The following is a 20,817-nucleotide window of genomic DNA, read 5'->3' on the forward strand; positions in this document are numbered from 1 at the left end:
GGGGTGGGTCAGAGCAGGTCGCGGCGGCGGAAGAGGGCGAATGCGGAGGCGGCGAGGCCGGCGGTGAGCAGCAGGAGCACCACCAGGGCGGGTTGCCAGGTCAGCGTGTAGCTGCCGTCGCAGTAGCCGCTCGTGACGGTCCGGCAGGCGGTGCTGTCCCAGAACCTGACCTCCCCGGCCAGCCACGCGCCGACGTAGCTGGCGAGCATGAGCTGGTCGGGCCGGGCCACCTCGAGGATCTGCAACACGATCCGCCCGCCCAGCTCCCACACCACCAGGTACGCGGCCACCGCGCCGAGGGCCGCCGCGGTGTGCCGTCCCATCGTCGCGATGGCGAAGCCGATCGCCGCCGCGAGCAGCACGAGCGTCAACCCACGACCCCAGATCGCACCCAACTCGGCCCAGAAGGCCGCGTTCGTCGGGCCGGGATAGCCGGCGATCTGCGCGATCACCCAGAAGGTGACCAGATAGGCCAGCGAGGCGAGCACCGAGACGGTGAGCACCGTACCGAGCAGCGTGCCGAGTTTGGTGCCGAGCACCGTCAGCCGGCGCGGTCGCCACAGCAGCAGGTTGACCACTCCGCCGGAGTTCAGGTCGGCGCCGATGTACGAGGCGCCGACCAGGAACCCGAAGAGCACCAGGTACGCGACCAGGAAGTAGAGCAGCGGCTCGGCCTGCCGGGTGAAGGTGAACACCCCGGTCAGGTAGTCGGCCGCCACCGGTAGCCGGTCCTGTAGCGCCGGATCCAGTTCGGAGCAGTCCGACGGCAGGTAGAGACCCGGGTCGTCGCGGAACGGCTCGCCCCGCTCCCGGGCCAGGCACCGCGCGTGCTCCAGCTCCATGCCGCGGATGTTCGCGGTGGCCTGCCGCTGCGCCGCGGCCAGCTCGACGGCGGTGGGCTGGTGCGAGCCGGCCAGGGTGGTCGCGGCGGTCACCCCGAAGGCCAGCATCAGCAGCACGATCATCAGCTGTACGAAGCGGCGAGCGCTGAGCCGCTCCACCTCGGCACGGATCAGGTTCACGCGTCCACTCCCCGCATCCCGAGGTCGATCTCCTGGTCGGTGGTCGGTTGGCCCGGCGGTGTGGAGCCGTCGACCTGCCGGGGAACTCCGGGGTGCGCCGGGGTGCCCGTCAGCTCCAGGAAGACGCTTTCCAGATCCGGCCGCAGCGGCGTCAGCTCGCGAACCCAGACACCCTGCTCACCGAGCGTCCGGCTGACCGTTGTCGGGTCCGGCACCCCGCTGACCACCAGGTGGTCGGCATGCCCGGTGACCGTCAGCCCGGCGGCCAGCAGCAACTCCTCGGCCCGGTCCAGGTCGTCGACCCGGACCAGGTGCTCGTTGTGGTCGAACCCGGCGAGCACCTCCACCACCGGACCTGCCGTCACCCGCCGGCCCCGCGAAATGATCGTGACGTGGTCGCAGATCAACTGGATCTCGGCCAGGATGTGGCTGGAGATCAGTACCGTCACACCGTTCGCCGCCAGCGACCGGACGAGATCCCGCATCTCCCGGATGCCCGCCGGGTCGAGCCCGTTCGCCGGCTCGTCCAGGATCAGCAGCTCGGGTCGCTTGAGCAGCGCCGAGGCCACCGCCAGGCGTTGCTTCATGCCCAGCGAGTAGCCCTTGACCCGCTCGTCGCCCCGGTCGGCCAGCCCGACCTGCGCCAGCACCTCGTCGACCCGGGCGACTGGTACGCCGCCGGCGAGGGCGAGCAGCCGCAGCGTCCGGTAGCCGGTGAAGTTGCCGTAGAACTGCGGACTCTCCACGATCGCACCGACCCGGCCGGCGACCTGGGGCAACTGTTCCGGCGCGTTGGCCCCGAGCACGCGCATCCGTCCGTCGTCGGCGCGGACCAGCCCGAGCAGGGCGCGCAGTGTGGTGGTCTTGCCCGAACCGTTCGGCCCGAGGAAGCCGTGCACTTGGCCGGCCTCGACCAGCAGGTCGAAACCGTCGACCGCGACCCGTCGCCCGCGGCGCAGGCTGTGGAAGGTCTTGCGGAGACCCTCGATCTCGATGACCCCACTGGTCATGGGCGGTCCTCCGGGCGGGGTGAGCAACGACACGGCGCCTCACCCTACGGCGGCAGCGCCCGCCCATGGGGGCACCTCGGCGGTGCGTGGTTGGATGGGCTGGTGACTGGTGACCTGATCCCTGGCGCCGCCGGCGCCGCACCCGCCCCCTCGCCCGTGGACGCGGATCTGGTGGTCAGCCTCGACGGCGTCGCCGTACGCCGGTCCGGCACCGCCCTGCTGCACGACGTCGACTGGCGGGTGGAGCTGGACGAACGTTGGGTGGTGCTGGGGCCCAACGGGGCCGGCAAGACCACCCTGCTCAACCTCGCGTCGGGGCGACTGCACCCGACCACCGGCACCGCGCACGTGCTGGGCGAGCGGATCGGCCGCACCGACGTCATGGAGCTGCGCACCCGGATCGGCCTGTCCACCGCCGCGCTCGCCGAGCGGCTGCCCGCCCAGGAGCGGGTCGTCGACGTGGTGATGACCGCCGCCTGGTCGGTGGTCGGCAGGTGGCGGGAGAGCTACGACCCGGCCGACGAGGCCCGCGCCCGGGCGCTGCTGGACCAGCTCGGGGTCAGCGGGTTGGCCGACCGGGCGTACGGCACCCTGTCGGAGGGGGAACGCAAGCGGACGCAGATCGCCCGGGCCCTGATGACCGACCCGGAGCTGCTGCTGCTCGACGAGCCGGCGGCCGGTCTGGACCTGGGCGGCCGGGAGGATCTGGTCGCCCGCCTCGCCAACCTGGCGCAGGACCCGGACGCCCCGGCGTTGGTGCTCGTCACCCACCACGTCGAGGAGATTCCGCCCGGCTTCACCCATGCGCTGCTGCTGCGCGACGGTGCCGTGATGGCGCAGGGCCTGCTGCACGACACGCTCACCGCCGACAACCTCACCAAGACCTTCGGGCTGCCGCTGCTCGTCGAGCGCAACGGCGACCGCTACACCGCCCGCGCCGCCTGAGGCGACGCCCGCGCGATCCCGGGAGGTGGCCGTGCGACAGACCCGCGTCGTGGTGGTGGGCAGCGCGAACATGGACCTGGTCGCCACCGCCGAGGCGCTGCCCCGGCCGGGGGAGACCCGGCTCGGCACCGACTTCGTCACCGTGCCCGGCGGCAAGGGAGCCAACCAGGCCATCGCCGCCGCGCGGGCCGGTGCCGTAAGCGTCTTCCTCGGCGCGATCGGCTCGGACGCCTTCGGGGTGACCCTGCGGGCCCGGATAACCGCCGCCGGGGTCGATACCAGCCAGCTGCGTACCACCTACGGCGCGTCCGGGGTGGCCCTGGTCATGGTCAACGCGGCGGGTGAGAACGCGATCCTGGTGACCCCGGGGGCGAACACCTCGTTCACCGAGCTGACCGAGGCCGAACTCGCCGCCGTGCGCGACGCCGACGTCCTGGTCGCGCAGCTGGAGATTCCGGTGGAGACGGTGACCGCCGCGGCGGTGGCGGCCCGGGCCGCCGGCACCCGGGTGGTGCTCAACGCGGCGCCGGCCGTCCCGCTCCCGCCGGACCTGCTCGCCGCCGTGGACCTGCTCGTGGTCAACGAGAACGAGGCGCAGGCGTACACCGGACGGGGTCGGGAGGAGCCGGGTGCGCTGCTCGACCTGGTGCCCCGGGCGGTGCTGACGCTCGGCGCGGAGGGTGCCTGGTACGGCGACCGGGACGGCGCGGCGGTGCACGTACCGGCGCTCACTGTGGACACTGTCGACTCGACGGCTGCCGGGGACGCCTTCACCGGTGCGCTGGCGGTGGCCTGGGGCGAGGGGCGTGACCTGGTGGACGCGGTCCGTTGGGCCTCGGCCGCCGGTGCCGCCTGCGTCCGGCGTCTGGGGGCGAGCGTCTCGCTGCCGCAGCGGGTCGAGATCGACAAGCTCTACGTACCCGCGCCCTGACCTCGCTCGGCCGGGCGGGGCCGGCCCACCCGCCGCCCACCCGCAGGGGCGTCGGCGCCGGTCCGGAACGCGCGACGGTAGGCCGACGGTGAGGTCCGCATCGCCCGGGTGAAGTGGTGCCGGTAGGTCACCTGGGCGTCGAAACCGACTGCCGTCGCGATCTGCCCGATCGGCGCGTCGGTGGTCTCCAGCAGCGCCAGGCTGGCCCGGATCCGTTGCTCGACGAGCCACCTGATGGGGCTGGTGCCGGTGGCCTTCGCGAAGTGCCGCAGGTAGGTGCGGGGCGACATGTGGGCCTGCCGGGCCAGCCGGGCCACCGTGAGCGGCTCCGCCAGGTGGGCCAGCGCCCAGGCGATGCTGCCGGCGATCCGGTCGTCGTCCGGGCCGACAGCCACCGGCGCCTCGATGAACTGCGCCTGACCGCCGTCGCGATGCGGCGGGATCACCAGCCGGCGGGCCACCGCGTTGGCCACGACCGCGCCGTGGTCACGTCGTACCACGTGCACGCACAGGTCGAGCCCGGCGGCGCTGCCGGCGCTGGTGAGGATGTCGCCGTCGTCGAGGTACAGCACATCGGCGTCCACCGTGACCCGGGGGTACCGGCGGGCCAGCAGGTCCGCGTACCGCCAGTGGGTGGTGGCCCGCCGGCCGTCGAGCAGCCCGGCACCGGCCAGGGCGAAGGCACCCGAACAGATGGAGAGCAGGCGCGCCCCGGCCCGGTGTGCCCGGCGCAGGGCGGCGACCAGACCGGGCGACGGTGTGCCGTGCACGTCGGGCACCCCGGGAACGATTACCGTCGCGGCGGCGGCCAGCACGTCGAGTCCGTACGGGCTGTGCAGGCTGGCACCGCCGAGCAGCGGTACGGGGCCGGGGCGCTCGGCACAGAGCCGCAGGTCGTACCAGGGCACGTCGAGCTCCGGTCGGGGCAGCCCGAAGACCTCCGTGACGATCCCGGTCTCGAAACCCGACATCCCGGGGTACGCGAGCACGGCCACGCTGCGGCCGACCGGGTCCATGGCGGGATGTTAGCGGAGTACGGCGTCACCGCCACTCGTCCACCGGCCGGCTCGGGCCGACGATCGGGGACATGACCCGAGCATTCGCCGTACCGGCCGCCGACCCGCCGGCCGCTGTCGCCCATTTCCTCGCCCGGCTGAGCTTCGAGACCGACGTGGCCGACGTGCACGCCGACCTCACCGCCGTGGTGCCCGATCTCGTCGTGGTGGACTCGCGCGGCGACGCGGCCTGGGCACAGGGCCACCTGCCCGGTGCCGTGCACCTGCCCACCGCCCTGATCGGCACGCGGGCCGCCGGGACGGTGCCGTCCGGCGCGCGGGTGGTCACCTACTGCTGGGGGCCGGGCTGTGACGGCGCCACCCGGGCGGCGTTGGAGTTCGCCCGGCTCGGCCACCCGGTGAAGGAGATGCGCGGCGGCTACGAGTACTGGGTCCGGGAAGGGCTGCCCGTGGTGACCGCCAGCGGAGTCACCCACCGCCCGGTGGACGACCTGACCGCCCCACGCGCCTCCGCCGCCTGCGACTGCTGACCGTCGGGGGCGGAACGCCGTCACCCCGGGGGTCAGCCGGCGTCGTCGTTGAGCTTCTCGCCCCGTCTGCGCAGCATCGACAGGCCGGGGATGCCCGCCACCGCGAGCTTGAGGTCCCGGGTCACGTCGAGCAGGTCGTGCAGGTCCGGGCCGACCCGGTCGAGGGTGGCCAGGATCGGCAGGACGTCGGCGGTGAGGTGCTGGCGCAGCTTGGGCAGCTCGTCGACAAGCCGGACCGCCGCGGTCAGCTCCTCGTGGCTGAGCTGCTCGACGAAGTGGTTGGCCATCGGGGCGGCTCGGCGCAGCGCCGGTTCGTACGCCGACAACAGCTCGGCCGCGGTGGCGGCGGCCTCGGCCGCCGTGCCCACCGTCTCGGCGGCCCGCCCGGCCACCGACCGGGCCGACTCCACCACTACCGCCGCAGCGCCGGCCACGGCTGTGGCGTTGTCCACAGCGGCGGTGGCGGCGGCACTGATCACCGCTACCTCACGGACGGCCACCTCGGCGTCGGTGACCATGCGGTCGGTCCGGTCCAGGGTCTGTTCGACCCGGTCAACCACCCCGTTGATCCTTGCCAGCAGCGCCTCCACCTCGTCGAGCACCGCGAACGCGCGGGCCGGGATGGCGGCGAAGGACGCGGCCTGGTCGAGGGCGGAACGGGTGAGACCGAGCACAGCTGTCGGCCGGGGAAGGGGGAGAGCCATGGGATCAAGTGTGCGCCGGGCGGGCCAGGGCCGCCGGACGACGGGTCAATGATCGGTCTGCTGCTCGACGGCGCGCTGCACCGCGCGGTAGATCTGCCCGAAGCGCAGCGCGTCCGGGGTGCGCAGCACCATCACCTCCTGCCGCCGGTACTGCACCCACAGCTCCAGCACCCGGTTGCCGCGTTCGTAGGAGCGGTCCAGCCAGCCGAGGGGTATCTCCAGGAACGGGACCAGGGCGAGCGGGACGATCACACAGGCGGCGAGCACGATCAGCGCCGGCAGCCACTCGCCCCGGTCCTGCGCGGACCAGGCCAGGGAGAGCACACAGACGAGCGCCACCAGCGGAGGCAGGGACAGCAGCAGAACCAGGACGCCCCGACCGAACACCCGACCGCGTACGGCGAGTGTGGTGCGGCCCTTGGCATGCCAGACGTAGGTGACCTCGGCGATCGGAATGACGTGTCCGCCGGCCCGGATCGCCTCGGAGGTCACCTGCACCGCGTCGTCCCGGTAATAGAGCGCCATCACTAAGCCTAAGCACCCCCGGACAACTTCGCGTAGCCGGGCGGTCGCTCAGCGTCGGCGGGGCGGTATCGGTCGGCCGGCCTCCATGGCCCGCTGCACGGCGCGGTAGATCTGCCCGAAACGCAGCGCGTCCGGAGTGCGGAGCAGTTGCACGGGCCGACCTCGCCAGCGGAGCCAGATCTCGCGCTGCCGGCTGCCCCGGGCGTAGGAGCGGTCAAGGTGCTCGAAGAGGAAGTCGGCGACCGGCCCGACGGCCAGCCCGACAAGCACCGAAGCCCCGATGACCGCGATCGTGATGGTGGCCGAGCGGTCCAGCCAGACGGCCAGCGCCACTCCGGCGGCGGCGGCGACGAGCGGGGCGACGAGCGCGGCGCCGATGGCGCCCCGCCCGGCCAGCACCCGCCAGGAGAGGGTGCCGTGCTGGTGCCAGATCTCGGTGATCTCGGCCAGCGGGTAGACCCGGCCCTCGACTGTCACCGCGGCCGAGGTGACCCGCACCAGCCGGTCGTCGTAGTAGGTGACCACGGGACGCCTGTCGACCGGCCCGTGCGCCACTCGCGGGTGGGCCGCCGGCATCCCGGCTCGGCCGCCGCGCGGCTCAGGCTGACCAGGCTTCATCGTGCGACTCCCGACTGACGGGGCTGGCACCACACTACTTACCCCAACGAGCCGGGTCGTAAGGTTGGCACGCGACTTCGACGAGGAAGTGAGGCTCAGCGTGGGCGAGTTCGTGCGGCTGGAGACCCGGGACGGCATCGGCACCATCCGGCTGGAGCGGCCACCGATGAACGCCCTCAACACCCAGGTGCAGGAGGAGTTGCGCGCCGCCGCGACCGCCGCCACCGCCGACGCCGGCATCCGCGCGGTCATCGTGTACGGCGGGGAGAAGGTCTTCGCTGCCGGCGCGGACATCAAGGAGATGGCGGGCATGTCCTACGTGGACATGGCGGAGCGGGCCGCCGACCTGTCCAGCGCACTCGGCGCGATCGCCCGGATCCCCAAGCCCGTCGTGGCCGCGATCACCGGCTACGCCCTCGGCGGCGGTTGCGAGCTGGCGTTGGCCTGCGACTGGCGGGTGGTGGCCGAGGACGCCAAGCTCGGCCAGCCCGAGATCAAGCTCGGCATCATCCCCGGCGCCGGCGGCACCCAGCGGTTGGCCCGGCTGGTCGGCCCGGCCCGCGCCAAGGACCTGATCATGTCGGGCCGGATGGTGGACGCGCAGGAGGCGCTGCGGATCGGCCTGGCCGACCGGATCGCTCCGGCGGTCGAGGTCTACGACACAGCGGTGGCGATGGTCCGGCCGTATCTCGACGGGCCGGTGCAGGCGCTGCGGGCGGCCAAGCTCGCCGTCGACGGCGGTCTGGACATGGACCTGTCCTCGGGTCTGGCTTGGGAGAGCCAGCTCTTCGCGGCGCTGTTCGCCACCGACGACCGGCGCGAGGGAATGGCGGCCTTCGTGGCGAAGCGGAAGCCGGACTTCACCGGCCGCTGAGCGCGCGAGAACGGTTCACATTCCTTCTACCGGCCAGTAGCGTGTGACTCCGGTCAGGCGACGAGAAGGAGCGGGAATGACGGAGCGGATCGAAGGCCACGGTGGGGAACTCGCCCTCGCGGCGCTGCGTGCGTACGGGGTGCGGGAGATGTTCACCCTCTCCGGTGGGCACGTGTTCCCGCTCTACGACGCCGCGCACAAGACCGACTTCCCGATCTACGACGTGCGGCACGAGCAGTCCGCCGTCTTCGCCGCCGAGGCGGTGGCGAAGCTCCAGCGCCGACCCGGGCTGGCCGCACTCACCGCCGGCCCCGGCGTGACAAACGGCATCTCCGGGCTCACCAGCGCCTTCTTCAACGCCTCGCCGGTGCTGGTGCTCGGCGGTCGGGCACCTCAGTTCCGCTGGGGCTCGGGCAGCCTCCAGGAGATGGACCATCTCCCGCTCGTCGCCCCGGTCACCAAGCACGCGGAGACGGTGTTCAGCGCGGACGACATCCCCCGGGCGGTGGCCGCCGCGCTGACCACCGCGCTCACCCCGCACCGGGGTCCGGTGTTCCTGGACTTCCCGCTGGAGGCGATCTTCTCGGTCGGCGACGCGGAGCTTCCGGCCGGCCCGCAGCTCAGCCCGCTCGAAGCCGACCCTGACGAGGTGGCCAGCGCCGCCCGCCTGATCGCGGGGGCGGCCCGTCCGGTGATCATCGCCGGATCGGACGTCTGGACCGGCGACGCGGTGGACGAGCTGCGCGCCGCCGCCGAGGCGCTCACCGTGCCGGTCTTCACAAACGGCATGGGCCGGGGCGCCCTGCCGCCGGAGCATCCGCTGGCCTTCGCCAAGGCACGCCGGGTGGCCCTGTCCAACGCCGACGTGGTGGTGGTGATCGGCACCCCGCTGGACTTCCGGCTCTCCTTCGGCGACTTCGGCGAGGCGCAGGTGGTGCACATCGTCGACGCGCCCAGCCAGCGTGCCGGCCACGTACAACCCGCCGCCGCCCCCGCCGGTGACCTGCGCGGCATCCTCACCGCCCTGGCCGATCACCCCGGCGACCGGGTCGACCACGACGACTGGGTCGCCCAGTTGCGGACCGCGGAGGACGCCGCGAAGGCACGCGACGCCGAGGAGATGGCCGCCGAGACCGACCCGATCCGCCCGGCCCGGATCTACGGCGAACTGCGCAAGGTGCTCGCCCGCGACGCGGTCACCATCGGCGACGGCGGCGACTTCGTCTCCTACGCCGGGCGTTACCTGGAGCCGGCCCAGCCCGGCACCTGGCTCGACCCCGGCCCCTACGGCTGCCTCGGCACCGGCATGGGCTACGCGATGGGTGCCCGGGTCACCCACCCGGACCGGCAGGTCTGCGTACTCATGGGCGACGGCGCGGCCGGCTTCTCGCTGATGGACGTGGAGTCACTGGTCCGGCAGAAGCTGCCGGTGGTCATCGTGGTCGGCAACAACGGCATCTGGGGGCTGGAGAAGCACCCGATGCGGGCCATGTACGGCTACGACGTGGCCGCCGACCTTCAGCCCGAGCTGCGGTACGACCGGGTGGTCGGCGCGCTCGGCGGTGCGGGCGAGACGGTCGCCAAGGCCACCGAGCTGGGTCCGGCCCTGCAACGGGCCTTCGACGCCGGGGTGCCGTACCTGGTGAACGTGCTCACCGATCCGGCCGACGCGTACCCCCGTTCCTCGAACCTGGCCTGACCGGGGCGCCCCCCGCCCCGGCCGTCACACCTCGGGGCGGGGTTCCTCGCGCGGCGGCTCACCCTCGCGCTTGCGCAGGTCGTCCTCGCGCTTGCGCAGGTCCTCCTCCCAGCGGCGGAAGAGTTCCTGGTCCTCCTGGCGCGAGCGCTCCTCGATCGAGCGGAGGAACTCCGGGTCGTCGTCCGGGGCGAGCGGCCGGGGACGCTCGGCCGGGCGCGCGCCCGGAGCCCAGGACGTCGACCCGCCGACGGCCTTGCGCTCCCGCCCGGCGACGAACCAGGCGATCGAGCCGACCAGCGGGAAGAAGAGGATGATCAGCAACCAGGCGATCCGGGGAAGGTGGCGGATGCCGTCCTCCTCGGCGGAGAGGCAACTGATCAGGGCACAGACGGCGAGGACGACCTGCACCAGGAAGAGGAGGATGTACAGCCGGGCCATGTAACCATCATTACCTACCTTGCACAGCGGTCACAGCCCGCGCAGCACCAGCAGCGCTCCGAGGACCGCGAATCCGGCGGCGGCCAGCCCTACCAGGGCGAGGTGTCGGCCGCCGGCGCGGGACACCCCGCTGCCGGTGGCCCGCCGCCAACAGAGCGTGACGACCGTGCCCCAGCCGATGATGGCCAACGCCGCCGGCCTCGCCCCGCCCCGCCCCCCGGTGAGCGCGAGTCGTACCGCAAGCATTGTCACCACCGTCAGCGTGAGCAGGGTGCGCCGCCAGGCAAGCCTGGTGCGTTCGCGTTGCAGACCCGGGTCGCGGAGCGTGGTCATCCGTTTATCGCACCCGCCAGCACCGCCACCACCAGCGACAACGCGCCGAGGCCGACGACCAGGGCGAGGACGGCCGGAAAGCGGGAGGCAGGCAGTTCCTCGCCGAGCCGGATGGCCCGTTCGGTACGTGCCCAGTGGTCGACGGCCCGGATGGCGACCACGCCGCCGAGCAGCAGCAGCACCACGGCGATCGCCTCGCGCAGGTGGACCAGGGACAGGGTCGGCAGGAACTGCGCGGCGGCGAGCCCCCCGGCGATCAACGCCAGGCCGGTACGCAGCCAGGCCAGGAACGTGCGTTCGTTGGCCAGGGAGAAGCGGTAGTCGGGGGTGTTGCCCACCGACCGCAACTCCTGCGGATCGAACCAGTTCCTGATCATCTGCCACACGCGTGTGATTATCCGGTGCCCAGCGGGAATAGTTTGGGAGCATGACGGATCTTGATGCGACCACCCTGCGTGCGGCGTACGACAACCAACTGCGGCCGGATCTGCCGGACCCGGTGCCCGACGGCGTGGTGGTGGAGTCCGACGGTCCGTTGTTCCGGGTGCTGGGCCTGGATCAGCGGGGCATGGTGACCTACCGCGACCTCGGCGGGCTGGCCGGAGCCGACCTCGACGAGCTGATCGCCCGGCAGGTGGCGGTGTTCCGCGAGCGGGGCGAGCCGGTCGAGTGGAAGCTGCACGGCCACGACCAGCCGGCCGACCTGCCGCAGCGCCTGCGAGCCGCCGGCTTCGTGCCGGAGGAGCAGGAGACAGTGGTGGTCGGCCCGGTCGCCCCGCTGGCCTCCGCACTGCCTGTCGTCCCCGAGGGCGTACGCCTGCGTGAGGTGACCGGGCGCGCGGACCTGGACCGGATCGCGGCGCTGAAGACCCAGGTGTGGGGACGTGACCTGTCCGGGCTGGCCGACGCGCTGGACCGGGAGATCACCGCCGATCCGCAGTCGATCACCGTCGTGGTGGCCGAGGCGGGGGAGACGATGGTGAGCGCCGGGTGGGTGCGCTACCCGACCGACAGCACGTTCGCCACCCTCTGGGGCGGCTCGACCCTGCCGCAGTGGCGGCGTAAGGGCATCTACCGCGCGTTGGTCTCCTACCGGGCCCGACTGGCCGGGCCGCGTGGTCGGACGTTGGTCCAGGTCGACGCGTCGGACGAGAGCCGGCCGGTGCTGGAGCGGCTCGGGCTCGTCCCGGTCACCACCACCACGCCCTACGTCTACACTCCGTGATCATGGGCCAGCGGCTGACGGACGACGAGAAAATGACCCTGAAGACGGGCGCCTTCGGTGCGGTGTTCATGGTCTCGAACGCCGACCCGGGGGTGCTCGCGCTGTTTCGCGAGAGCTTCGCCGCCTCCGGGGCGATGGCCGACGCCAGTGGCGTGGTGAAGGAGGCGTTGACGAGCGGGCCGCTGCCGAAACTGCCGCGCGACTCGGCGCTGGAGGTGGAGTCGGTGGTGCTGCCGGCGCTGCGGCGGGGTGTCGAGATCCTGACCGAGAAGGTCCCTCAGGACGTCTCGGTCTACCGCGCCGTGGTGCTGGCGGCGGCCGACCGTACGGCCCGTGCCCACGACGGTGTCAGCCCGGCCGAGGCCGCTGTCATCGAACGGATCAGGGGCGTGCTGGGCGTCGATGCTACTGACAGGTAACATGGGCGCCGTGGGCAACCGCACAACAGCCCATGGTTGACCGGACGGCACCGCACGCGCGAGGCTGCGCCCAGATCCGGGCGAAAAGATCACATAACCACAGCAGGAGGGTCGTCGAAGCGCGATGAACATCGTCGTACTCGTCAAGCAGGTGCCTGATTCGGGCGCGGACCGCAACCTGCGTACTGACGACAACACTGTCGACCGCGGTTCGGCGAACAACGTCATCAACGAGATGGACGAGTACGCCATCGAGGAGGCGTTGAAGATCAAGGAGGCGCACGGCGGCGAGGTGACGATCCTGACCATGGGTCCGGACCGGGCCACCGAGTCGATCCGCAAGGCGCTCTCGATGGGCCCGGACAAGGCGGTGCACGTGGTGGACGACGCCCTGCACGGTTCCTGCGCCGTCGCCACCTCGAAGGTGCTCGCCGCCGCGCTCGGGCAGCTCAACGCCGACCTGGTGCTCTGTGGCTCGGAGTCGACCGACGGACGGGTGCAGGTGATGCCGCACATGCTCGCCGAGCGGCTGGGCATCGCGGCCCTCACCGGTGCGCGCAAGCTCACCGTCGACGGGGCCACGCTGACCGTGGAACGGCAGACGGAGGAGGGCTACGAGGTGGTCACCGCCTCGACCCCGGCCATCGTCTCCGTGTGGGACACCATCAACGAGCCCCGGTACCCGTCGTTCAAGGGCATCATGGCCGCCAAGAAGAAGCCGGTGCAGACGCTCGCCCTGACCGACCTGGGCGTCGCCGCGGACGAGGTCGGCTTCGCCGGGGCGACGAGCACCGTCGTGGAGCACAGCAAGCGTCCGCCGCGTTCGGGTGGCGTCAAGGTCACCGATGAGGGCTCCGGCGGCACGCAGCTCGTCGAGTTCCTGGCCACCGAGAAGTTCGTGTGAGGGGTGTGGGACATGTCTGAGGTTCTCGTCGTCGTCGAAGCCACAGCGGAGTTCGGCGTCAAGAAGGTCACCCTGGAGATGCTCACCCTCGCCCGTGAGCTGGGCACTCCGTCGGCGGTGGTGCTCGGCGGCACCGGTGCCGCCGAGGCTCTCGCGGGCAAACTGGGCGAGTACGGCGCGGAGAAGATCTACGCGGCCGAGGGTGACGAGATCGACGGCTACCTGGTGGCGCCGAAGGCCAGTGTGGTCGCCGACCTGGTCAAGCGGGTGCAGCCGGCCGCCGTGCTGCTCGCCTCCTCCCAGGAGGGCAAGGAGATCGCCGCCCGGCTGGCGGTCAAGCTGGACAACGGCATCCTGACCGACGTGGTGGCCCTGGCCGCCGACGGCACCGCCACCCAGGTGGCCTTCGCCGGGTCGACAGTCGTCAAGTCCAAGGTCACCCGGGGCCTGCCGCTGGTCACCGTCCGGCCGAACTCGGTGAACCCGACGCCGGCCGCGGCCACCCCCGCGGTCGAGCAGCTCACCGTCACCGCCACCGACAGCGACAAGCTGGCCCGGGTGGTCGACCGGGTGGCCGAGCAGAAGGGTTCCCGTCCCGAGCTGACCGAGGCCGGCGTGGTCGTCTCCGGTGGTCGCGGCGTCGGCAACGCGGACAACTTCAAGCTCGTCGAGGAGTTGGCCGACCTGCTCGGCGGTGCCGTCGGGGCCTCCCGGGCGGCTGTCGACTCCGGCTTCTACCCGCACCAGTTCCAGGTGGGCCAGACCGGCAAAACGGTCTCCCCGCAGCTCTACGTCGCGCTGGGCATCTCCGGCGCGATCCAGCACCGGGCCGGCATGCAGACCTCGAAGACCATCGTCGCGGTCAACAAGGACGGCGAGGCGCCGATCTTCGAGCTGGCCGACTTCGGCGTGGTGGGCGACCTGTTCAAGATCGTCCCGCAGGCCGCCGAGGAGATCCGCAAGCGTAAGTGAGTAGTACGCGCCACGGCCGCCGTCCGGGTATCCGGACGGCGGCCGTGGCGTCTCTCTGGTGCGAGGGAGCTGATCGGCGGGCCGGGGAGCTGAACCGGCCCGCCGATCAGCCCGTCAGGGAGCCCCTCAACAAGCTGTCACCGGAGTGGGCGGTGTTGTTGTCGAACGCCTCGGCCGAGACGTCGACGACGGAGTACTGCCCCAGGTCGACGTTCGGCGGCAGCGGCAACAACACGTCAGCGCCGTCACCGAGGACACCCACCGAGAACATCTCCATGCTCTGCGGGTTGATGAGCCACACCTCGTAGTACCCCGGTACGGCCGGGAGATTCGCCACGTGCAGGTGCAACTCGCCACTGCCCAGCACCCGGGCGTCGCCCCGGGCGGCCGGTGGGGTCGAGCCGTACGCCGCCAGCGGAGCGCTTGCCACCACCGTCGGCTCGGCGGGCGTACCGTCGCGCAGCACGGCGGCGGTGCCGACCACCCCGACGGTGGCAGCGGCGACCGCCGTGACCGCCGTCGTGGCAAGCCGGGACCAGCGTCCGCGCCGGGACCGACGCGGTGCGGGCGGGGCGTCGGTGGTGACCGGGCCGGCCGGCTCGACCGGGTCCGGCCGGTGCCGGTCGGCGGTGAGCCGGGGCAGTTCCTTAGCCGCCGTGATTTCGGTCATGATGCCCTGCCAGAGGTGCTCCGGCGGGTCGGGCAGATCCCGCAGACCCTGAGTGGCGGCACCGAGACCGGCGACATGGCGCAGGCTCTCCAACTCGGCCCGGCAGTGCGGGCAGGCGTCGAGGTGGGTGCGGTCGGAGGTGTCCACCTCACTCTCACCGAGCGCCAGAAATACCAGCCGGTCGTGCTCCAGGTGCTGCACCGTCCACCTCCCATCTGCGCTTCAGGCTTGCCATACCTCGCCGGATGTGACTCTTCACAGTGCCCAGCGGCACTCCGGTCACCGCCGCTATCTGCTGGTGGGTCAGGTCGTCGAAGAAGGCCAATTCCAGCATGCGCCGCTGCTCGTCCGGCAGCCGCGCCAGCTCGTCGGCGATCACCAGCCGGTCGACCACGGTGTCCGGGTCACTGCCGGCGGGCACCGGATCGGGCAGTTGTCGTACGGTCTCGACCACCCGGTGCTCGCGCGCGGCGGACCGGAGCCGATCGATGACCTTGCGTCGGCCGATACCCAGCAGCCAGCCGACAAGCGAGCCCTTCGTCGGATCGAAGGTCTCCCGGCCGAGCCAGGCGGCGACGAACGTGGCCTGGGTCACGTCCTCCGCGTCGCTGCGGTTCACGAGCGTGCTTGTCGCCAGGTGGAGAACGGCCCGACCGTAACGGTCGTACGCCTCACGCAGCGCCTGCTCGTCGCCGGCGCGGAACCGCCGGGCCAGCTCGTCCTCGGGTGTGCCCGGTTGCTGCCGGATCCCGGTCACGGGACGGTTCGCCTGGTTGGGGGCATGCCCGACTGTAGCTCGCACCGGTGCCGTCCCCTCTGTCAGCCCAGCGTCTCCTCGGCCTCTCTTCGTCCGGGTGGTGCCCGGCGGATGCGGTTGCGGCAGGAAAAAGAAAGTCGCTCCGGCCCGCATCCGGGCGGCGACGAGCCGGCGTAACTCGGGGTGCACAGCAAGCCTGACGAAATGGCATGAACCACCAGGAGGCAGACATGCAGTTCGCGTACCTTCGCCGCGTCGCCGCGGGTGGCGCGGTCGCCGCGCTGACCTTCGTCGGCGCCGGCATCGCGACGGCCACCCCGGCGTACGCCGCCGACTCGAAGGTCTCCGTCGTGCACGGCATCCCGGACACCCCTGTCGACGTCTACGTCAACGGCGAGAAGACCCTGGAGAACTTCGAGCCCGGTGACGTGGCGGGACCGCTCGACCTGCCGGAGGGGCAGTACGACATCGCCCTGACCAAGCCGGGCGAGCCGATCGGGCAGGCCATCCTCACCGCCGACGACGCCGAGGTCCCCGGCGGGGCGAACATCAGCATCGCCGCCCACCTCGACGCCGACGGTGAACCCACGATCACCCCCTTCGTCAACGACACCGCGAAGGTGGACGCCGGCAAGGCCCGGCTGATCGTGCGGCACACCGCCGCCGCGCCGGCGGTGGACGTGCGGGCCGGCGGCAGCCCGGTCTTCGAGGGCCTGACCAACCCGAACGAGGCCAAGGGCGACGTGGACGCCGGCAGCGTCTCGGCGGACGTGGTGCTCGCCGGCACCGACACCGTGGTGATCGGTCCGGCCGACCTCAACCTGGCTGAGGGCACGGCGACGATCGTCTACGCCATCGGCTCGGCCGAGGCGGAGAACCTGGCAGTGGTGGCGCAGACCATCGAGGGTCTGCACTCGGCGCCGTCCGGCGTGCCGAGCGGCACCGGCGGTCAGGCCGACACCGGTCTCGGCACCTGGTGGTACGCCCTGGCGGGCACCGGGATCCTGCTGCTGGTCGCGGGTGGGGCGCGGGCGGCTGTCGTCCGGTCGGGTCGCCGGTGACCGTCGTCAACCGTGGGGCGCTGGCGGCTGTGGCCGCCGGCGCCGCCGCGCTCGCTGTCGCGGCCGTGGTGGCCGTGGTGTCCAGACCGGCGGGCGACGTCGGCGCCGAGCAGGCCGCCGCGTTGGCCAGCCCCACGCCGTCGACAGCCGGACCCGCAGTGGCGGTGGTCCCGGGCGCGCTGCCCGAAGACACCGATACGGTACGCCCGGTCCGGCTGCGAATCCCCTCGATCGGGGTCACCGCGCGGGTCGGCCCGGTCGGTGTGAACGAGCGCACCAAGGAGTTCGACGTGCCGCCGAGCGTCGACCAGATCGGCTGGTACCGCTACGGTCCCGGGCTGGAGACCGACTCCGGATCGGTGGTGATCGCCGGGCACGTGGACAGCGCCGAGCAGGGCCGGGGCGCCTTCTACCGGCTGCGTGAACTCGCACCTGGCGACACCGTGACGGCCACCGGCGACGACGGGACCGAGCGGACCTACCGGGTGGTGGCCCGCGAGGAGTACGACAAGACGAAGATCCCGCTGGAGCGCTACTTCGCCCGGGACGGGCGCCCCCGCCTGACGTTGATCACCTGTGGCGGTCCGTTCGACGCCGAGGCGCGTCGCTACCGGGACAACATCGTCGTGACCGCGTCACCGGTCTGACGTCCCGCCAGGCAATCCGGCCTGCGGTCGGCACCGGAGTGGTCGTTAGGCTGAACCGTGATGGCTTACCTGGATCATGCCGCGACCACTCCGATGCTCGACGAGGCACTGGAGGCGTACGTCGCGACCGCCCGCGAGGTCGGCAACGCGTCTAGCCTGCACGCGTCCGGTCGGCGCGCCCGTCGCCGGGTGGAGGAGTCGCGGGAGCGGGTGGCCGCCGCGCTGGGTGCCCGTCCGTCCGAGGTGATCTTCACCGGTGGCGGCACCGAGAGCGACAACCTCGCGGTGAAGGGCATCTTCTGGGCGCGCCGGGACGCCGACGCGGGGCGGCGTCGGGTGATCTCCAGTGCCGTCGAACACCACGCTGTCCTCGACGCGGTGGAGTGGCTGGACCGGCACGAGGGCGCCGAGGTGGGCTGGCTACCCGTCGACGGGGCCGGTCGGCTGCATCCGGACGCGCTCCGCGCGGAGTTGGCCGAACACGGCGATCGGGCGGCGCTCGTCACCGCCATGTGGGCCAACAACGAGGTCGGTACCGTGCAGCGCGTCGGTGAGTTGGCCGCGGTGGCCGCCGAGTACGACGTGCCGTTCCACACCGATGCCATCCAGGCGGTCGGTCAGGTGCCCGTCGACTTCGCCGCCAGCGGCGTCGCCGCGCTCACCGTGACCGGTCACAAGCTCGGCGGCCCGGTCGGGGTCGGCGCGTTGCTGCTGGGCCGGGACGTGGCGGCGGTACCCCTGCTGCACGGTGGCGGACAGGAGCGGGACGTGCGTTCCGGCACCCTCGACGCGGCCGGCATCGTCGCCTTCGCGGTCGCCGTCGAGACGACAGTCAAGGGCCAGCAGGAGTACGCGGCAGGGGTCGCCGCGCTCCGTGACGACCTGGTGCGGCGGGTCCGCCAGGCGGTGCCCGAGGTGATCTTCAACGGTGACCCGGCCGACCGGCTGCCGGGCAACGCGCACTTCTCGTTCCCCGGCTGCGAAGGGGACGCGCTGCTGCTCCTGCTGGACGCCCAGGGCATCGCCTGCTCGACCGGTTCGGCCTGCTCGGCCGGGGTGGCGCAGCCCTCCCACGTGCTGCTGGCGATGGGCGCGGACGACGACCGGGCCCGCTCGTCACTGCGCTTCTCCCTCGGTCACACAAGCACCACAGCGGACGTCGACGCGCTCATCGCCGCCCTTCCGGGGGCCGTGGAGCGGGCCCGGCGGGCGGCGGCGCCGCGTACGCCCCGCTGAACCGGCGCCGGGCGGAGATAGGCTCGGTGGGAAGGGAGAGTGGTCCGGGTGAGGGTGTTGGCGGCGATGTCCGGCGGCGTGGATTCCGCGGTGGCGGCGGCACGGGCGGTGCAGGCCGGGCATGACGTGACCGGCGTGCACCTGGCGCTGGCCCGCAACCCGCAGACCTACCGCACCGGTGCCCGGGGCTGCTGCACCCTGGAGGACTCACGGGACGCCCGGCGGGCCGCCGACGTGCTCGGCATCCCGTTCTACGTCTGGGACATGGCCGACCGTTTCCACGCCGACGTGGTCGACGACTTCGTCGCCGAGTACGCCGCGGGGCGTACCCCCAATCCGTGCCTGCGCTGCAACGAGAAGATCAAGTTTGCCGCGGTGCTGGACCGGGCGGTGGCCCTGGGGTTCGACGCCGTGGTCACCGGGCATCACGCCCGGCTCGGCCCCGACGGCCTGCTGCGGCGCAGCGTCGACGCGGCCAAGGACCAGTCGTACGTGCTGGCCGTGCTCACCCGTGAGCAGCTGGACCGGTCGATCTTCCCGCTCGGCGACTCGACGAAGGCTCAGGTCCGGCAGGAGGCCGCCGACCGGGGCCTCGCGGTCGCCGACAAGCCGGACTCGCACGACATCTGCTTCATCGCCGACGGAGACACCCGGGGCTTCCTGGCCCAGCGGCTCGGCGAGACACCCGGCGACGTGGTTGACGCGAGCACCGGCGCGGTGGTGGGACAGCACGCCGGTGCGTACGCGTACACCGTCGGCCAGCGGCGCGGCCTGCACCTGGACCGGCCTGCCCCGGACGGGCGGCCCCGCTACGTGCTCTCCATCACGCCGAAGACGAACACCGTCACCGTCGGCCCCGCCGAGGCGTTGGAGGTCACCGAGGTCACCGCCACCCGCCCGGTCTGGACCGGCGGCCCACGGCCCGACGGCCCGATCGAGTGCGAGGTCCAGCTGCGTGCCCACGGCGTCGTGGTGCCCGCCGCGGTCACGGTCGACGGCGACGCCCTCCACGCCGACCTGCGCCACCCGGTGCGTGGCGTGGCCGCCGGCCAGGCCATCGTCGCCTACCGCCCCGACCCCGCCGGCGACATCGTCCTCGGCTCCGCCACCATCACGAGCTGAGGGGGCGCCGGCCCCTCGGTGGAGGACCGGTCACGGCTTGCGGCATCTCGGGCCTTCCCGTCGGCGTGATCGCCCGACATACCGCAAGTCCTGCCCTCGGCCCTGCCCGCACGGTCCCGGGCAGTACCCTGCGGCGGTGAGTGATCTGGGGTTGCCGTGGGGGGTGGGTGCGGCGACGGGTATCGGGTCGCTGCCGGGGACCGACATCGCGGAGGCGCAGCGGGTTGTGCTCGGTGAGCTGCCCGGCCTGCCGCATCTGCCGGAGCTGCCGGCCCGGGGGCCGGGTGCCGATCTGATCGGGCGCACCGGCGGTCTGCTCGTGGAACTGCCGATCGAGCTGTACGCGGCGCGGTGGCGGGTGGCCCCGCGGCCCGGCCGCGACCTGCGCCGGGCCCGCGACCTGATGGAACGCGACCTCGACCAGCTCGCCGAACAGGCCGAGGAGTACGCCGGCCCACTCAAGATCCAGGCGGCCGGGCCGCTGACCCTGGCCGCCTCGATCGAACTGCCGATCGGCGGTCGGCTGCTGCGCGACCCGGGTGCGCTGCGGGACCTGACCGGCTCGCTGGCCGAAGGGCTGCGCGGCCACGTCGAGGCGGTGACCCGCCGGCTGCCGCGTGCGTCAGTGCTGCTCCAACTGGACGAGCCGGCCCTGCCGGCGGTGCTGGCCGGCCGGGTGCCCACCGAGAGCGGCCTCGGCACCTACCGGGCTGTGGAGTCGGGTGACGCCCGCGCGCTGCTGGGCACGGTGGTCGAGGCGGTGGGAGTGCCGACAGTTGTGCACTGCTGCGCCCCGGACGTGCCGCTGGACCTGCTCCGCTCCACCGGCGCGACAGGCGTCGCGCTCGACCTGAGCCTGATCACCGACCTCGACCCGCTCGGCGAGGCGCTCGACGCCGGGTTCGGGCTGCTGGCCGGTGCCGCGCCGACGACACCCACCGGTCGCGCGCCGACCTCGGCCGACCTCGCCGACCGGGTACGCACCCTCTGGGACCGCCTCGGGTTTCCGCGCCGCTGGCTCGCCGAACAGGTGGTGGTCACGCCCGCCTGTGGCCTGGCCGGGGCCGACGCGGCGTACGTCCGGGCGGTCCTCGCGGCCTGCCGGGACGCCGGTCGCCGGCTGGCCGAGGCGTGAGGTTTCTGGTCGTACCCACGGGGC

At 72.6% G+C, this 20,817-nt stretch carries 25 protein-coding genes; 14 read left to right on the plus strand and 11 right to left on the minus strand.

Annotated features, from left to right (window positions below; translation table 11 throughout):
* Positions 1 to 8: 8 nt before the first annotated feature.
* Both Van01_RS01130 and Van01_RS01135 read right to left on the minus strand, forming a co-directional pair.
* Complete coding sequence (locus Van01_RS01130) at positions 9 to 1,022, minus strand: ABC transporter permease subunit (RefSeq protein WP_203998007.1); 1,014 nt, start codon at positions 1,020 to 1,022, stop codon at positions 9 to 11.
* Positions 1,019 to 2,032: an ABC transporter ATP-binding protein gene (locus Van01_RS01135; protein ID WP_203998010.1), complete on the minus strand. Its 1,014-nt coding sequence runs from the start codon at positions 2,030 to 2,032 to the stop codon at positions 1,019 to 1,021. The genes Van01_RS01130 and Van01_RS01135 overlap by 4 nt, the downstream gene beginning before the upstream one ends.
* Positions 2,033 to 2,134: 102 nt before the next feature.
* On the opposite strand from Van01_RS01135, the gene Van01_RS01140 reads away from it, so the two are divergent.
* Both Van01_RS01140 and Van01_RS01145 read left to right on the plus strand, forming a co-directional pair.
* Positions 2,135 to 2,977, plus strand: a complete 843-nt coding sequence (locus tag Van01_RS01140; protein WP_203998013.1) for an ABC transporter ATP-binding protein — start codon at positions 2,135 to 2,137, stop codon at positions 2,975 to 2,977.
* Between the two features lie 31 nt (positions 2,978 to 3,008).
* Positions 3,009 to 3,908, plus strand: a complete 900-nt coding sequence (locus Van01_RS01145) for a ribokinase (protein ID WP_203998016.1) — start codon at positions 3,009 to 3,011, stop codon at positions 3,906 to 3,908.
* Here the strand turns inward: Van01_RS01145 and Van01_RS01150 are convergent.
* Positions 3,890 to 4,924 (minus strand): helix-turn-helix domain-containing protein, encoded by a 1,035-nt coding sequence (locus Van01_RS01150; RefSeq protein WP_203998019.1) that lies wholly within the window; start codon positions 4,922 to 4,924, stop codon positions 3,890 to 3,892. The genes Van01_RS01145 and Van01_RS01150 overlap by 19 nt on opposite strands.
* A gap of 71 nt (positions 4,925 to 4,995) precedes the next feature.
* Here Van01_RS01150 and Van01_RS01155 point away from each other — a divergent pair, with 71 nt between their 5' ends.
* Positions 4,996 to 5,454 (plus strand): rhodanese-like domain-containing protein, encoded by a 459-nt coding sequence (locus Van01_RS01155; RefSeq protein ID WP_203998022.1) that lies wholly within the window; start codon positions 4,996 to 4,998, stop codon positions 5,452 to 5,454.
* A 32-nt stretch (positions 5,455 to 5,486) separates the two neighbouring features.
* Here Van01_RS01155 and Van01_RS01160 read toward each other — a convergent pair whose 3' ends face one another.
* The 3 genes from Van01_RS01160 to Van01_RS01170 are packed head-to-tail and all read right to left on the minus strand — an operon-like array spanning position 5,487 to position 7,208.
* Positions 5,487 to 6,158 (minus strand): hypothetical protein, encoded by a 672-nt coding sequence (locus tag Van01_RS01160; protein WP_203998025.1) that lies wholly within the window; start codon positions 6,156 to 6,158, stop codon positions 5,487 to 5,489.
* 45 nt (positions 6,159 to 6,203) lie between these two features.
* Complete coding sequence (locus Van01_RS01165; RefSeq protein ID WP_203998028.1) at positions 6,204 to 6,683, minus strand: DUF6232 family protein; 480 nt, start codon at positions 6,681 to 6,683, stop codon at positions 6,204 to 6,206.
* A gap of 48 nt (positions 6,684 to 6,731) precedes the next feature.
* The gene (locus Van01_RS01170; RefSeq protein ID WP_203998902.1) at positions 6,732 to 7,208 is read right to left on the minus strand and encodes a DUF6232 family protein; all 477 of its coding nucleotides are present in this window, start codon (positions 7,206 to 7,208) and stop codon (positions 6,732 to 6,734) included.
* 193 nt (positions 7,209 to 7,401) lie between these two features.
* Between Van01_RS01170 and Van01_RS01175 the strand changes: the two genes are divergently transcribed.
* Complete coding sequence (locus Van01_RS01175) at positions 7,402 to 8,175, plus strand: enoyl-CoA hydratase-related protein (protein WP_203998030.1); 774 nt, start codon at positions 7,402 to 7,404, stop codon at positions 8,173 to 8,175.
* A gap of 76 nt (positions 8,176 to 8,251) precedes the next feature.
* Positions 8,252 to 9,874, plus strand: a complete 1,623-nt coding sequence (locus tag Van01_RS01180; RefSeq protein ID WP_203998033.1) for an acetolactate synthase — start codon at positions 8,252 to 8,254, stop codon at positions 9,872 to 9,874.
* 24 nt (positions 9,875 to 9,898) lie between these two features.
* On the opposite strand, the gene Van01_RS01185 is transcribed toward Van01_RS01180, so the two are convergent.
* Genes Van01_RS01185 through Van01_RS01195 form a run of 3 tightly spaced genes read right to left on the minus strand, consistent with a single transcriptional unit; the run spans position 9,899 to position 11,031 of the window.
* Positions 9,899 to 10,312 carry a PLD nuclease N-terminal domain-containing protein gene (locus Van01_RS01185; protein ID WP_203998036.1) on the minus strand — a complete coding sequence of 138 codons (414 nt, stop codon included), beginning with the start codon at positions 10,310 to 10,312 and terminating at the stop codon, positions 9,899 to 9,901.
* Between the two features lie 30 nt (positions 10,313 to 10,342).
* On the minus strand, positions 10,343 to 10,645 hold the full coding sequence (locus tag Van01_RS01190; RefSeq protein WP_203998039.1) for a DUF202 domain-containing protein: 303 nt from the start codon (positions 10,643 to 10,645) through the stop codon (positions 10,343 to 10,345).
* On the minus strand, positions 10,642 to 11,031 hold the full coding sequence (locus Van01_RS01195) for a YidH family protein (protein ID WP_203998041.1): 390 nt from the start codon (positions 11,029 to 11,031) through the stop codon (positions 10,642 to 10,644). Before Van01_RS01195 ends, Van01_RS01190 begins: the two co-directional genes overlap by 4 nt.
* Positions 11,032 to 11,072: 41 nt before the next feature.
* Here Van01_RS01195 and Van01_RS01200 point away from each other — a divergent pair, with 41 nt between their 5' ends.
* The 4 genes from Van01_RS01200 to Van01_RS01215 all read left to right on the plus strand — a co-directional run bounded on the left by Van01_RS01200 (position 11,073) and on the right by Van01_RS01215 (position 14,165).
* Complete coding sequence (locus tag Van01_RS01200; protein ID WP_203998044.1) at positions 11,073 to 11,870, plus strand: GNAT family N-acetyltransferase; 798 nt, start codon at positions 11,073 to 11,075, stop codon at positions 11,868 to 11,870.
* Positions 11,867 to 12,289, plus strand: coding sequence for a hypothetical protein (locus tag Van01_RS01205; RefSeq protein WP_203998047.1), 423 nt, complete (start codon positions 11,867 to 11,869; stop codon positions 12,287 to 12,289). Before Van01_RS01200 ends, Van01_RS01205 begins: the two co-directional genes overlap by 4 nt.
* Positions 12,290 to 12,413: 124 nt before the next feature.
* The gene (locus Van01_RS01210) at positions 12,414 to 13,193 is read left to right on the plus strand and encodes an electron transfer flavoprotein subunit beta/FixA family protein (protein ID WP_203998050.1); all 780 of its coding nucleotides are present in this window, start codon (positions 12,414 to 12,416) and stop codon (positions 13,191 to 13,193) included.
* Positions 13,194 to 13,205: 12 nt separating this feature from the next.
* Entirely contained in the window at positions 13,206 to 14,165 is a 960-nt protein-coding gene (locus Van01_RS01215; protein WP_203998053.1) for an electron transfer flavoprotein subunit alpha/FixB family protein, read from the plus strand.
* Positions 14,166 to 14,271: 106 nt separating this feature from the next.
* Here the strand turns inward: Van01_RS01215 and Van01_RS01220 are convergent, their stop codons facing one another.
* Both Van01_RS01220 and Van01_RS01225 read right to left on the minus strand, forming a co-directional pair.
* On the minus strand, positions 14,272 to 15,036 hold the full coding sequence (locus tag Van01_RS01220) for an anti-sigma factor (protein WP_203998056.1): 765 nt from the start codon (positions 15,034 to 15,036) through the stop codon (positions 14,272 to 14,274).
* Positions 14,990 to 15,592: an RNA polymerase sigma factor gene (locus Van01_RS01225; RefSeq protein ID WP_203998907.1), complete on the minus strand. Its 603-nt coding sequence runs from the start codon at positions 15,590 to 15,592 to the stop codon at positions 14,990 to 14,992. The genes Van01_RS01220 and Van01_RS01225 overlap by 47 nt, the downstream gene beginning before the upstream one ends.
* 230 nt (positions 15,593 to 15,822) lie before the next feature.
* Here Van01_RS01225 and Van01_RS01230 point away from each other — a divergent pair, with 230 nt between their 5' ends.
* From Van01_RS01230 to Van01_RS01250, 5 genes are all read left to right on the plus strand, one after another.
* Entirely contained in the window at positions 15,823 to 16,653 is an 831-nt protein-coding gene (locus Van01_RS01230) for a DUF4397 domain-containing protein (RefSeq protein ID WP_203998059.1), read from the plus strand.
* Positions 16,650 to 17,300, plus strand: a complete 651-nt coding sequence (locus Van01_RS01235) for a class F sortase (RefSeq protein ID WP_203998062.1) — start codon at positions 16,650 to 16,652, stop codon at positions 17,298 to 17,300. The genes Van01_RS01230 and Van01_RS01235 overlap by 4 nt, the downstream gene beginning before the upstream one ends.
* Before the next feature lie 60 nt (positions 17,301 to 17,360).
* Entirely contained in the window at positions 17,361 to 18,536 is a 1,176-nt protein-coding gene (locus Van01_RS01240) for a cysteine desulfurase family protein (protein WP_203998065.1), read from the plus strand.
* A gap of 48 nt (positions 18,537 to 18,584) precedes the next feature.
* The gene (gene mnmA / locus Van01_RS01245; RefSeq protein WP_203998068.1) at positions 18,585 to 19,658 is read left to right on the plus strand and encodes a tRNA 2-thiouridine(34) synthase MnmA; all 1,074 of its coding nucleotides are present in this window, start codon (positions 18,585 to 18,587) and stop codon (positions 19,656 to 19,658) included.
* A gap of 136 nt (positions 19,659 to 19,794) precedes the next feature.
* The gene (locus tag Van01_RS01250; protein ID WP_203998071.1) at positions 19,795 to 20,793 is read left to right on the plus strand and encodes a methionine synthase; all 999 of its coding nucleotides are present in this window, start codon (positions 19,795 to 19,797) and stop codon (positions 20,791 to 20,793) included.
* Positions 20,794 to 20,817 lie beyond the last annotated feature (24 nt).

It is taken from the genome of Micromonospora andamanensis, assembly GCF_016863495.1.
Lineage (GTDB): Bacteria > Actinomycetota > Actinomycetes > Mycobacteriales > Micromonosporaceae > Micromonospora > Micromonospora andamanensis.

What these genes read in the sequence shown, in the direction of transcription:
- Van01_RS01135 (WP_203998010.1), bottom strand. Translation starts at nt 2,032, where the DNA reads ATGACCAGTGGGGTCATCGAGATCGAGGGTCTCCGCAAGACCTTCCAC.
- Van01_RS01165 (WP_203998028.1), bottom strand. Translation starts at nt 6,683, where the DNA reads ATGGCGCTCTATTACCGGGACGACGCGGTGCAGGTGACCTCCGAGGCG.
- Van01_RS01190 (WP_203998039.1), bottom strand. Translation starts at nt 10,645, where the DNA reads ATGACCACGCTCCGCGACCCGGGTCTGCAACGCGAACGCACCAGGCTT.
- Van01_RS01215 (WP_203998053.1), top strand. Translation starts at nt 13,206, where the DNA reads ATGTCTGAGGTTCTCGTCGTCGTCGAAGCCACAGCGGAGTTCGGCGTC.
- Van01_RS01160 (WP_203998025.1), bottom strand. Translation starts at nt 6,158, where the DNA reads ATGGCTCTCCCCCTTCCCCGGCCGACAGCTGTGCTCGGTCTCACCCGT.
- Van01_RS01150 (WP_203998019.1), bottom strand. Translation starts at nt 4,924, where the DNA reads ATGGACCCGGTCGGCCGCAGCGTGGCCGTGCTCGCGTACCCCGGGATG.
- Van01_RS01230 (WP_203998059.1), top strand. Translation starts at nt 15,823, where the DNA reads ATGCAGTTCGCGTACCTTCGCCGCGTCGCCGCGGGTGGCGCGGTCGCC.
- Van01_RS01210 (WP_203998050.1), top strand. Translation starts at nt 12,414, where the DNA reads ATGAACATCGTCGTACTCGTCAAGCAGGTGCCTGATTCGGGCGCGGAC.
- Van01_RS01240 (WP_203998065.1), top strand. Translation starts at nt 17,361, where the DNA reads ATGGCTTACCTGGATCATGCCGCGACCACTCCGATGCTCGACGAGGCA.
- Van01_RS01200 (WP_203998044.1), top strand. Translation starts at nt 11,073, where the DNA reads ATGACGGATCTTGATGCGACCACCCTGCGTGCGGCGTACGACAACCAA.
- Van01_RS01180 (WP_203998033.1), top strand. Translation starts at nt 8,252, where the DNA reads ATGACGGAGCGGATCGAAGGCCACGGTGGGGAACTCGCCCTCGCGGCG.
- Van01_RS01185 (WP_203998036.1), bottom strand. Translation starts at nt 10,312, where the DNA reads ATGGCCCGGCTGTACATCCTCCTCTTCCTGGTGCAGGTCGTCCTCGCC.
- Van01_RS01155 (WP_203998022.1), top strand. Translation starts at nt 4,996, where the DNA reads ATGACCCGAGCATTCGCCGTACCGGCCGCCGACCCGCCGGCCGCTGTC.